General features: G+C 60.4%; 6 protein-coding genes. 2 read left to right on the forward strand and 4 right to left on the reverse strand.

The window, feature by feature from the left end:
• Position 1: 1 nt before the first annotated feature.
• Positions 2-3,283 (reverse strand): site-specific DNA-methyltransferase, encoded by a 3,282-nt coding sequence (locus ACZ1JY_RS12960; protein ID WP_465129545.1) that lies wholly within the window; start codon positions 3,281-3,283, stop codon positions 2-4.
• Positions 3,284-3,532: 249 nt separating this feature from the next.
• Here ACZ1JY_RS12960 and ACZ1JY_RS12965 point away from each other — a divergent pair, with 249 nt between their 5' ends.
• Together ACZ1JY_RS12965 and ACZ1JY_RS12970 are read left to right on the forward strand one after the other, a co-directional pair.
• Positions 3,533-6,931, forward strand: coding sequence for a TM0106 family RecB-like putative nuclease (locus tag ACZ1JY_RS12965; RefSeq protein ID WP_465129546.1), 3,399 nt, complete (start codon positions 3,533-3,535; stop codon positions 6,929-6,931).
• Between the two features lie 121 nt (positions 6,932-7,052).
• On the forward strand, positions 7,053-7,259 hold the full coding sequence (locus tag ACZ1JY_RS12970) for a hypothetical protein (RefSeq protein ID WP_465129547.1): 207 nt from the start codon (positions 7,053-7,055) through the stop codon (positions 7,257-7,259).
• A 1-nt stretch (position 7,260) separates the two neighbouring features.
• Here ACZ1JY_RS12970 and ACZ1JY_RS12975 read toward each other — a convergent pair whose 3' ends face one another.
• From ACZ1JY_RS12975 to ACZ1JY_RS12985, 3 genes are read right to left on the reverse strand one after another with little or no spacing between them, the layout of a single operon-like run.
• A complete protein-coding gene (locus tag ACZ1JY_RS12975; RefSeq protein WP_465129548.1) occupies positions 7,261-9,963 on the reverse strand; it encodes a conjugal transfer protein TraG N-terminal domain-containing protein in 2,703 nt (900 codons plus the stop codon).
• 13 nt (positions 9,964-9,976) lie between these two features.
• Positions 9,977-11,413, reverse strand: a complete 1,437-nt coding sequence (locus ACZ1JY_RS12980) for a conjugal transfer protein TraH (RefSeq protein WP_465129549.1) — start codon at positions 11,411-11,413, stop codon at positions 9,977-9,979.
• Entirely contained in the window at positions 11,403-12,167 is a 765-nt protein-coding gene (locus tag ACZ1JY_RS12985; RefSeq protein ID WP_465130915.1) for a conjugal transfer protein TraF, read from the reverse strand. The genes ACZ1JY_RS12980 and ACZ1JY_RS12985 overlap by 11 nt, the downstream gene beginning before the upstream one ends.
• Positions 12,168-12,188 lie beyond the last annotated feature (21 nt).

Raw genomic sequence — 12,188 nt, forward strand, 5'->3', positions numbered from 1 at the left:
GTCACTCCAGGTTCATGATTTTGAGCGACTCAATGCCCCGGTCATCGACGATCTTGACCGCGACCCGACGATGGTCTCCTGCCTCGAAGGGAAGGGAAACCGTGCCGTGGAACTGCTGCAACAGGTCCTCGTCCAGTTCGGCCCGGATCGTCTTCTTCAGGCGGTTCCAGCCGTCCTTGGCACCAGCCATCGGGAAGAAGACCTGATGCGGCATCAGGCTGCGCCCGTCATAGTCTGTATCGAGCGACCACATGGCGATCTTGGACGCGCCACCCGAAATGAGTTCGCCTTCGCGGGGGTCGAAATAATCGAAACCCCGAACCTCCACCTGCCAAGTTCCGTCAGCCAGTTGAACTGGCGGGCCTGCATCCGGCTGCCCCATCAGCCAGAATGACTGGTTAGATGACCGCGCCTTCTTTAGGTCCTCAGTCAACAGGTCGGTGTTCATCTGGGCCTTGAGCAGGGTGACGCCCGGCCAGTTGGTTTCGTCGATATCCTTCGCAGCCTCAGGATCGAAGGTGAAAGCGCAGAACACCACGAACTTGGGCTTTGGCACCAAGGTCTGTGCGTCTTCGATGGCCCGTTCCACCTGCTTCTGTTCAAGCGCTGCGTGTTCGGGACCAAAGCTGACGACGACCCGCTCCCCACTGTCCAAAGTGCCGGACGCATGGAGGTGCCGGACGCCGGGGATGGCCTCAAGGTCAGTAAACTTCAGCATAGCTCCGCCTTTGGCGCGGATGCCTGAGCGGATCAGTTCATCGCGCCATTGAGTTTGGCGGGAGGTCTCGCCGGAACGCGCAACAGTTGTATCAGCTTCCGCCGGTGTGGCTGACTCATCTAGTGAGAGCACAGTGGGTGCTGGTACTGCCTCGACAGAGAATGGGCCGGTGATACGCAACCGCGACTTGTCGGGTTCCGGCTTATCATAGAGGGCCTTTGGCTCGGCGTTGGCTGCTATGGCTCGATCCATTTCGACCTGCATTGAAACGCGGGCCGCATGAAAGTCAGCGAAAGGCTGCTCGGCCGATTTTGGCCAGCCCTCGGGGAAGTCATATGGCACCTCCCATTCTTGCAGCGTGTCGCCTTTCGTGAAGTCGATTTGTTTTCCCTTGCGATAGCCTTGCCAAGGTTTGAGCGCCATAGGCGGAGTTTTCAGCAGGCTTTGATTAAGTGCGCTAAGCGCGAGTAGAATGGCCGGGTGCTTTTGTTCATAGATCGTATCGATATCGGGATTGTTGGCTATCCTCGCAGCCATGATGTGCTCTGCGGTTTTGTAAACGAAGCCACCTTTTAAACCTTCCTGCGGGTAACGGAGGGTATAGTAATCGTAGGCAGCAGTCATCAACCGCTTCTTGGCAAGAGTAATTGCCACTCGGCTAGTGTCACAGGTAATCCAGCGACGGCCCCATTTCTCGGCGACGATAGCCGTTGTGCCTGATCCACAAGTTGGGTCGAGCACCAAGTCGCCCGGTGCGGTCGTCATCAAAATGCACCGTTCAAGGATTTTTTCGTTAGTTTGAACAACGTAAATGGGATTTGAAGGACCACCTATCCCGTCCCACCAATTGGACACCGCCTTCAATCCGAAGTCTTCCGGATACCTTTTAACGGCAAGCTGCTTATCACCGATGTGCAAACGGCCAGAAACCGCCAGGCGTTTCATACCAGAAAAGCCAGAGCTACTTTCTGCAGCGGCTTTCCAACCCAGCCCCTTTTTTATTCCAGGGTCGAATGCCATTCCGCAATGCTCATAGACTTTCGCCTGTGACGCGCCCGGATTTCCGCCGGTGGAAGGATCAGCCTTGAAGAGACGACACCCTGGAAAGTCCTTAGAAAAAGAGGCAAGATCATTGCGATAGCGCCCGGTTGGTACGCCCGCCTGCTTTTCGAGGCGAGCCAACGTTGTGACCTCACCGTTGGGCATTTCTACATTTGCAAAATCTGCCGTTATCTCCTCATCCGTCTCCCTCCCATCATATATCTGGAAATAAGTCATGCATGATTTGTCTTTTGCAACCCAGACAAGGTAGTCGTTAACCGGATCAACTTTTCCGCCCTTCTGACTACCCTTCTTTTTAACAAGAATTGTCACGACGTAGTTTTTAGGTCCAAAAATCTCATCGGTCAGATTTCTAACAAGATGGAGATTGTCATCGGATATCTGAACAAAAAGGCTTCCAGTATCAGCAAGCAAATCCTTGGCAGCGTTTAACCTATCACGCAGATAAGTCAGGTAAGAATGAATACCGAGTTCCCATGTATCACGGAAAGCCTTGATCATTTCAGGCTCAGACGACAGGTCCTCGTCCTTATCCGTTCTTCCCATTGCCTTCTGCCCAGTGAACGGCTGGAAGTTTGATCCGTATTTTATGCCATATGGCGGGTCGATGTAGATCATCTGTACTTTGCTAGCCATCGACTCCTTGTGGAGCAGAGAGTTCATGACCAGCAGGCTGTCGCCCGCGATGAGCCGGTTAGACCAGCCCTTTTCGTGATGATAGAAATCGAGCGCCTGACGGAGCGGCAGGTTCTCAAACGCGGCGGCGAACAAGTCTGCTTGGCGCCATGCTTCGCCAGCTTTCTCGCCCTTCAGCCGCTTGCGCGCATTGGCCAGGATCGTCGCTGGGTCCACCCGCTCATGCACATGCAACGATACCGTATCGACCGCGAAGCTCGCCCCCTCGGCCTTCCCCGCCCAGTTGAGGTACGGCTCCTGAAGCCGCTTCAGTTCCACCAGCGCATCGCGCATCGCATCGGCGTCACCTGACGCAAGCGCATCGTCGATCAGCTTCTCGACCGCTCCGCGCTGGCTGTCGAACATCAATTCCGGGTCGAGGTGGGGATCGTATTTCCACACCGTCTTGGGCTGGTCCGGATCATTGTCAGGGTGGACCATGCCCACTTCGGGATTGTTCACCCGCGTTTCGGTATGGCGATAACTCAGCACCTGCGTCGGCACGTCAGTCTTGCGCGCCACCTTTTTCTTGCCGCTCGCAGCCTTGGGGGCTGACGGAGCGGCATGCTCCTGAGCGGTCAGCGCGAAATCATCGTCGCCTTCATCGTCCTCGTCGTCCTCAAACCCGAGCAGAAATACCGATCCGCCACGGCCGCGACCCTTGCCAAGCAGCCCCTCCGCGACAAGCTCGTCCTTTGCTCCAGTGTACTCTTCATCTGTCAGCCCTGGCACAGTTTCCCGCAGCAGCGCCGCCAGCGCCATGTTACCAATGGCTGAGCCATCCTGCGGCACGTTGGCTAGGATTAGATCGCGGAGCGCTGTCGACATTATCTACCTCGGGTATCTTTAGCTCAGTATCCGGGGCAACAATGTCTCCCCCCACCGCAAGTCTTGATTAGGCGCTCCACGTACGCTCTGACAAGGCGCTGAGAGCGCCTACGACGAACGGATCAATATCATGGTTCGCGAAAATGCTATGAAGCGGACTCGGAAATTTTGAAGCATCGATGAAGGTATGGTCAATCTGCAGTAATTCTGTGATTCACATTGGCGCTCAATCTAAAGGAAAACGACTGCATGCAGATCTATCAGAGCGCTTTGAGCCTCAGCGCAACTGACCTGGTAGGCTATTTGAATTGTCGGCACTTGACGCAATTGGAGCATGCGGCAGCGCGCGGTGAACTTTCGCGCCCGAAATTCTTCGATCCAGCGCTCGAGGCGCTCTGGGAGCGCGGCAAGCAGCACGAGCTGGCCTATGTGGACCATTTGCGCGCCCAAGGCCTTTCATGCGTCGTGATTGAAGGTGTGGACATCAGCGACGAGGCCGTCGCCCAGACCATCGCCGCCATGCGGGCGGGCGTAGACGTGATCGTCCAGGGCGCGCTACGAGGCGGATCCTGGGCTGGCCGCGCCGACATTCTGCAGCGCGTTGATACGCCAAGCGACCTCGGCAACTGGTCCTATGAAGCCGCCGACACCAAGCTCGCCCGGGAAACGAAAGGCGGCACCGTCCTCCAGCTGTGCCTCTACTCCGAGCTCATCGGGGAAGTGCAAGGCACAATGCCGGTCTTCGCCAGCGTCATCCCGCCCTGGACCGACTTTGAACCGGAGCGGTATCGGCTCGCCGATTTCGCCGCCTATCATCGTCAGGTGAAGCAGGGGCTGCTTGGTGCTATCGGAACTGAGCAGCACGGACAGACCTACCCGGAGCCGACTTCAAACTGCGACATCTGCAATTGGAGCGCGCGCTGCGACAAGCAGCGCCGGGACGACGATCACCTGTGCCTCGTCGCGGGCATCTCCTCGATGCAGATTGCCGAGCTCAAGGAACACGGCGTCACCACGGCAACGGCGCTGGCAGAACTGCCGCTGCCCCTGCAATGGAAACCGGAGCGCGGCTCGAAAGAATCCCTGACCCGCGTTCGCGAGCAGGCCAGGATCCAGCTCGAATCCAGAGCCAGCGGCGAACTGCGCTATGAACTTCTGGCGCCGGTGGCAGGTTTCGGTCTCAACTGCCTGCCCGAGCCTTGCGAGGGCGATATCTTTCTGGACTTCGAGGGAGATTCCTTCGTCGGCCAGCATGGGCTGGAATATCTCCTGGGTTTCCACTTTCGTGAGAAGGGCGAGCCACAATACCGCGGGCTCTGGGCGCTAGACCGCGCTGGCGAGAAGGCGGCCTTTGAGACATTCATCGATTTCGTGCTCGAGCGGAGGAAGGTCTTCCCGCAGCTCCATGTCTACCACTATGGCGGGTACGAGCCTGGCGCGCTGAAGCGGCTGATGGGACGATATGGCACGCGCGAAGACGATCTGGATTCGCTGCTGCGTGGTCTCGTGTTCGTCGATTTGCTGGGCGTGGTCCGCCATTCGCTGCGTGCGGGCGTCGAGAGCTATTCCATCAAGAAGCTCGAGCCGCTTTACGGCTATGTTCGCGACGCCAGCCTTCCGGATGCCAACCTGGCGCTTAACCGGCTGCAGGTGAGCCTTGAACTGAACGACGCGGCGGGAATTCTGCCGGAGGATAAGCAGACCGTTGAAGCCTACAACCGCGACGACTGTGTCTCGACAGAGGTCCTGCGTGATTGGCTGGAGGCGGAACGCACCAAGCTCATTGCTCGAGGTATCGAAGTAACGAGGCCGGAACCAGGTGAGAGTGGACCCAGCGAAGGCCTTTCCGAATGGCTCGAGCGAATCACGCCGCTGATTGAGCAGCTGACTGCAGACGTGCCTGTCGATCCGGAAGAGCGCACCGCCGAGCAGCATGCGCGCTGGCTCCTGGCCAATCTTCTCGAGTGGCATCGCCGCGAGGAAAAGGCGACCTGGTGGGAATACTTTCGCCTCAGTGACCTCTCTGCAGAAGAGCTATTCGATGAGCGCGCTGGCCTCGCAGGTCTCACCTTCTTGGAAACGGTCGGCGGCACCGCCAAATGCCCGATCGATCGATACAGCTTCCCGGTGCAGGAAGCCGATATTCGCGCAGGCAAAGGTCTGAGAGCGCATGGCGGCCAGACACTGGGCACCGTTGAGAATATCTCGAGGGAACAGCGCACCATCGACATCAAGAAGGCCTCAGCGATGGCGGACGAACATCCGTCTGCGGTCTTCGTGCATGAGCATGTGTCGTCCAAACCGATGCAGGAAGCGCTGGTCAGACTGGCCACTCATATCTGCGAGCATGGCATGGCCGAAGGAGAAACCTACCAGGCAGCGCGCGACATGCTGATGCGCGTGGCGCCGCGCATTGCAGATGGCAGTGCCGTGCGGCGTGACGGTGAAAAGCCCCTTGATGCGGGCGTGCGCATCGGCCCGCTCATCTCAGCAGGTGTGCTGCCGATCCAGGGGCCTCCTGGCACCGGCAAGACCCACACGGGTGGGCACATGATTTGCGAGCTCGTCCGGCAGGGCAAAAAGGTGGGGATCGTGGCCAATGGTCACGAAGTGATCCGCAACCTCTTGAACAAGGTCATTGAGGTCGCCGAGGAGACCAACACCGCCCTGATCTGCATCCAAAAGCCGAAAGGCGGGTCCAAGGAAGACGCAACAGACCGGCTGCGGTTCGCGAAGAAGAACAATGCGGAGGTCTTCGCCGCGCTCAACGCGGATTGCAGCGTTGCAGGCGGCACAGCATGGCTGTGGTCGACCGAGGATGCCTTTGAAAGTCTCGACGTTCTCTTTGTCGACGAGGCGGCACAAATGTCGCTGGCGAATGTGCTGGCCGTTTCGCAGGCGGCAAAAACGCTGGTTCTGCTCGGAGACCCGCAGCAGCTCGACCAGCCCATGCAAGGCAGTCACCCGGATGGCACCGGCTGCTCTGCTCTCGACCACTTGCTTTCCGGCAAGCAAACCATCGCACCCGACGAAGGCCTGTTTCTCGATGTCACCTGGCGACTGCATCCGGATATCTGTGCGTTCACATCCGAGCTCTTTTACGAGGGCAAGCTCGGAGCGAAGGCGGAAGCGGCCGGGCAGCGGGTAAACGCCAAGGGCATCGCCAATGGCACGGGTCTGAGGTTTCTGCCCGTCGAGCATTCCGGCAATCAGAATTGCTCATCCGAAGAGGCTGACGTTATCGCCGAACTGGTCTCCGACATACTGGCACAGGGGGCGACCTGGATCGATCGCGAAGGAAACGAAAAGCCGCTCGGGATCGCGGACCTACTGATCATCGCCCCGTACAATGCGCAGGTGTTCGAGATCCAACGCCGGCTCCCCCAAGCGCGGGTCGGGACGGTGGACAAATTCCAAGGCCAGGAGGCCCCGATTTCGATCTATTCGCTCGCCAGCTCGTCGCATGCCGATGCGCCGCGCGGGATGGAATTTCTGTACAGCCTGAACCGGCTGAACGTTGCGACTTCACGCGCCAAATGCGTCACTATCCTTGTCGGCTCTCCGCAAGTTTTCGAGGCCGAATGCCGCACGCCTCGTCAGATGCAACTCGCGAATGCCTTCTGTCGGTATCTTGAACTCAGTTCATGAAAATGCCGCCGAACATCCGCTTGGCACCCATGATTTTGTGTGCCAGAATCGCTGCATTAAGCCCGGAATTCTGGGATAATGCAGCGATTTCGGAGCAGCCTGCCTGCTTAATAGGTGCCCTATGTTGAAGTCATCTGATGACCCGATTGCGACCGAGGACTGGAAGGGTCTCAAAGAGATCGACCGGGCCATCGCGGAAAATCGTCTCATGGAATATCGCGTCAAAAAGGCCTGGGCTGACCCTTGGGAACGTCGGGGTTTGCTCCTGTTTGCAGGATTGATCTCAGCCTTCGCGATCTACGCCTTCATTTACGATGTGATCTTCTGAATCACCATTCTTTGACATCGTCAGCCGCCTCTTCCGATGCTCCTTTCGCTCTACGGGTGACAACGTCAAGATTGCCTCTGGATTGACCGATCCGTCCACGGCCCCGCGCCTGGGCCGCGCGGACTTCGTCCCTGATGCCCGAGGTGTCAGGTGCCTCACCAAGACTGCCTGATCCACCGACGCCACTGGGTCCATGCGCGCGGACGCTACCCTGGCTTGTAACGGCAGGGCGGCTGACCGGCGCGAACTCGGGCAGTGTCAACTGACCTTCAATATCATCGTGCAGCCGGTCGGCGTAGCTCTCCACGAACCGTGCCTGGAGCTGTTGGCCCTGTGTGCTCATCTGGAAATTGATGTCGTCGAAGCGGACTGGGCCGTAATAGTCGCGGTTTGCTTCAAGCTCCGCCATGCCCCATTCCCTATAGGCCTGGCTGAGATTGAGCGAACCGGCAGCGTTCGCGCCTTGGTACCACGAGGCCTGGTTCTCGAGCCGGCTCGCCAGTTCTTCGGCGCGGCGTGCTTCGACAGAGTAGGTCTGTGCTTCGGTCAACGAGCGGCTGAGACCCGCAGCGCTGGTCGAGACCTGCGAACTCGAACTCGAGCTCGTTTGGCGGAGGAAGCCTTCACGCGTGTTCGACCAGTTCCGCGTGTCCGAAAGCTGCTGCAACGTCCCGGAAATCCGGTTGCGATCCTCAGATGCAATGCCGACGTCGCTGTCGGTCCAGCTTTGGTTTCGTCCGCCCTTGGCGCCAATCCCGCCACTCAGAACCCCACCTTGCGCTTTTGCTTGAATTCCTGCCTCGCCATTCAGGAACCACGACACGGTGATGTCGTCGGCGGCCCGGCGCGACAGGCCGAACTGGCGCTGCAGGGTGGTGGAGGCATTGTCGACCTCGCTGAAGGCCGTGCCGATGCTGTCGTTGCTGCCGGTGCCGCTGACCGTCTCCGAAGAGCGGCCCTGACTGTAGGCAGTGCGGATCTCGTTGAAGCGAGTGACGGCCGAGCTGGTCGATTGCTGGGCAAGGTTCGAATAGGTCTCGCTTTGGCCGCGGCTCTGGCTCGCCATCGTCGAGAGCCTACTCGTGAAATCTTGGCCCAACGTGGGCGTGAACGGGTACTGCGAGTTCGGCACACTCGCGAATTCCGCCTCACCGAAGCTTGTCGTCTGGGTGCCCACATCGCTGAACCCGCGCGTCTGCGGGGCGCCATAGGAGATGCTCGGATTGAGCGCCCCCTGGGCAAACTGGCGTGAGAAGACCGTCGAGTTGTCGAGATTGCTGTTACCGAGCGAGACATTGCCGGTGCTCGCCTCGCGCGCCGCTTCCTCGGCCGCATTCTGCGAGGGGTTGAGGTAAGAGGTCGCTTGCCCAGAAATCGCGAGCGCGCCCTTGGCGACGCCGCCCGCCAGGAACGGAACCGACGCGACGAGATAACCGGCCAGAAGCCCGATATCGCGGTTCACGTCGGTCATACCCGCGAAGGTCGCGAGCGAGAGCCCGGTGCCGCCGCCGGCCGCCGCAACATCGCTCGCCCCCTTGAACATCAGGATCATGTGCAGGATCACGAAGAGCGGGCCCCATGCCGCGAGGTAGAAGAACCCGGTGATGTAGCCGCGCAGCGCTACCGGCCCGGTCTTGGGCATCAGGAACAGCGGGAAGATGACCGGGAACATCGCGTAGAAGACGACCGTCAGCACGACATTGAGGATCGGCACCCACTTCATCGCGTTCTCGGCGATCGAGGCATAGGTCCGCTCAGTCTGAATGTCGGCCCGGGTCTGGGCGAAGACGTCGATGCTCGAGGTGCCGCTCGCGCCCGCGAACCCGTGCATGGCCTGGTTCATCGCGTTGATCGTCAGAACTTGCCGAAAGATGTCGCTCGCATTCTTCGAGACCCCCGAGAGATACTGGTAGGCGACCGGCAAGTCCGCGAGCAGCTTGGTCTTGGCGAGTGCGGCGCTCTGGCGCGGGTAAAGCTGCCGTCCGGCGCTGAGCGCCATGGAATCGATCAGCCCCGCCCATTGGTTCGAGAGCGCGGTGTAGGCATCGCGGCAGGTGACGATCGAGGCGGTCACGCTGTCATCAGCTTGGCGGGTCACAAACTTCTGGGCGCGCGCCGCACTGCCGGGCGCGATCGTGGTCCAGACGTCATCGCTCTCAGCCAACTGCTTCATCGAATAGCGGCCAAGCAGCAGGTCATAGAACACGCATTGCCGGACATGCTCGTCGAGATTGGCGGCAAATTCGGGATCGGAAATCCGCAGCGAGCGCGTCGCCTCCATCAGCCGCGCGCCATAGATCATGCCGTTCTTCGAGAAGTTGAGATCATCGGGCAGGCCAAAGACGAGCTCGGCCGACCGCGTCAGATAATCGCCGACCTGGCTTGTGAAGCTCGCCATGAGCGCGAGACCGAGCGGCACGTTGGCGACGTTCGCCGAAGCCAGGCTCGGGTTGACCCGGTCGGTCACATGGACGTCCATGCGCGGCACCATCAGGCACATGTAGATGAGCGTCGCGCCAAGAAACCAGTTGAGCCAGGCCCGCCAGTCCTGGTTGAAGGCAAGCACGATGACTGCCAGTGCCAGTCCCATCACCATAGTGACCTGGATGAGGCTCTTGTAGCCACCTGCGCCCGTCCAGCTGGCGACGGCATTAAGGACATTGACGATGTACTCGCCGCCGCCGACCGTGAAGATCTCGATCATGACTTGTCTCGCCTTAAGGGACGATGGAACGGGACTGGAGGGCGCGCGACCAATCGAGCGATGCGGCCATTGATGGGGACATCGAGGCAGCCAGCATGTTCTCGATCATAGCCGTCTTCTCGATGATCTGCATGATGGCCGAGACCTTAGCGTGTCCCGTCGCCTGACGCTGCGCGAGGCTCGAGCGGACGTCTGCAACCTGCGAACGCCAGATTGCGAGCTTGGCCTCGTCGGCAGCGATGAAACTCGCCATCGAGCGGCCGGCCTCGGACACGATCCGGTCGAGCACCGCGTAGAGCAGGTCGATGCTGGTGATTTCCGCAAGCGTGTCGCGATCATCGGTCGCCATGCCGCGACCATAGGCGGCCTGGACAGTCAGGATCTTGTAGAGCGGCACCGAGGCAACTTGCAGCAGCTCCTTCTCGGCATCGCCAATAGCGGTGTCCGAGCGGATCGCGGTCACCATGCTGCCGATCAGCGCAGCCACCCGCGGCCGGATCGCCTTGGCGGAGCTGAGGCTCATGTCCCGAAACGTCGGGTTGAGACACTGGTCAGGCTCGTCGCAGGCAAAGACCCGGACCGTCTGGCCTTGCGTCCCATCGAGCAGCGCGGTCACCAGCGTCGAGGATGCATCGCCCGCAAACGGCACGAACTTGCCCGGCTCATCGTCCTTGGGCGGGACGTAGATGACCGTGCCGATCAGCGTCATCGCGTATTCGGCGAGCTCGCGGTCGAAGGAACCGTTGGGCGTGAAGAAGGCCGATTTCTTGAGGACGTGCCAGGTGTAGTTGCGCGTCACGGCCGGGTTCACGTCGGCATAGTTTGCGCCTGCCCCGGAGTTGGTCGAGCTTCGCTGCCCGCGGGTGCCGCAGCCGTGCTTGGCCGCCGCATAGTCGGTGAAGATGCCCTCGCTGTTGCCGATCGCCTCGCAGATCGCCTTGTCGGCCAGATCGCCCTTGGGCCAGATCCCGCCAACCAGCCCTTGCGCCATCTCGCAGGAGTTGATCGACAGGTTGTTCATGAGCTGCGCCTTCTGCGCAAACTCCTGCATGATCTTCGAACATTCCGGGCAGACGGTGTCGATCGCCAGGCTGAAGGCAAAGCCCACGGCATTGTTCGCGACCGCCTTCAGGAGCGCGACCATCTCGCTCGCGTTGATGAAGCTGAAGCTTCCTGCGAAAATGTCGATCCCGCCGCAGCCGGCCCGCGCCTTGGGCAGCTGGAGATTGGCAATGTTGGTCGTCTTTTGCGGGAAGCGCGTCCAGACATTGCCGAGGCTGTAATAGCCTGCCGACTGGCCCTGGAAGGCGCTCGGCCCGGTGACATTCGCCGCGCCGCCCATGTCGTTCATGAAGCGGTCCATGCTGTCGCCGACATTGGCGTGGAGCGGGGTCGCAACGAGGCTCGTGGCGGCAAGCGCAAGCGCCGCTTTGCGCAGCTTAGAAATCATGGCCGGCTTCCTTTGAGGTCAGGAGAAAGATGCGATCCTGCAGTTCGTCGGCCGACAGGACCCCGTAGCCGATCGGGATCGCGCGCCCCGCTTCGCTGTCCCACAGGACCAGCGCTGGGGTGATCTTGGGCTCGAGTCCCATGCGCGGGCGCTGCCCGTTCTCTACGGCGTATTGCGGGAAATGACGCGAAGGACCGCCGTCGGTCGAAATAGCCCGGACGGTCAGGTTCCAGCGGTCGGCGACCGCTTTGACGATCGGGCTCATGACTTCGCAGGCGCCGCAGGTTTGCGCGAAGAAATAGAACAGCCCGTAGCGGTCACCGAGGTGCGCCATGATCGTGTCACGCTCGGCGGCGCGTGCGTCCTGCCATTGCCGCTTGGCCAGCGTGCCGACCGGGCGCTCGAGCGTGTAGTCGAGCTCAGGCTCCTGCCAGATCGCGCGCTGCCAGACATCGGAGAACAGCGAGGCCCGATCGAGCTGCTCGCGCTGGAAGCGGATATAGGCGGTCACGTTCTGAGGCGTCGGCTCGATGATCGCCCGGGCCTTCAATTCGCGAAGCGCGGCCGTGACGGCTTCCAGCTGGGCTGTTGCCGATTGCGCCTGAGGGACCGATCCATGCTCACGCGGTTCAGCCCGCTTGGGCCGCACGCAGTAGAACCAGTAACCGAGGCGCCGCTCACCGCAGTAGAAGGCATCCGCCTCGTCGGCAGTCACGGCCTGCTGCGGCCCCTGGTCCTGGGCGAAGAGCGGCATTGTCGGGACGAGCAGCGCAGC

It is taken from the genome of Novosphingobium sp. BL-A-41-Hi4B-X5A, from assembly GCF_055521705.1.

Bases quoted from the DNA above. Each gene is read 5' to 3' on its own strand.
- ACZ1JY_RS12985 (WP_465130915.1), bottom strand. From the start codon at position 12,167: ATGCCGCTCTTCGCCCAGGACCAGGGGCCGCAGCAGGCCGTGACTGCC.
- ACZ1JY_RS12960 (WP_465129545.1), bottom strand. From the start codon at position 3,283: ATGTCGACAGCGCTCCGCGATCTAATCCTAGCCAACGTGCCGCAGGAT.
- ACZ1JY_RS12970 (WP_465129547.1), top strand. From the start codon at position 7,053: ATGTTGAAGTCATCTGATGACCCGATTGCGACCGAGGACTGGAAGGGT.
- ACZ1JY_RS12975 (WP_465129548.1), bottom strand. From the start codon at position 9,963: ATGATCGAGATCTTCACGGTCGGCGGCGGCGAGTACATCGTCAATGTC.
- ACZ1JY_RS12980 (WP_465129549.1), bottom strand. From the start codon at position 11,413: ATGATTTCTAAGCTGCGCAAAGCGGCGCTTGCGCTTGCCGCCACGAGC.
- ACZ1JY_RS12965 (WP_465129546.1), top strand. From the start codon at position 3,533: ATGCAGATCTATCAGAGCGCTTTGAGCCTCAGCGCAACTGACCTGGTA.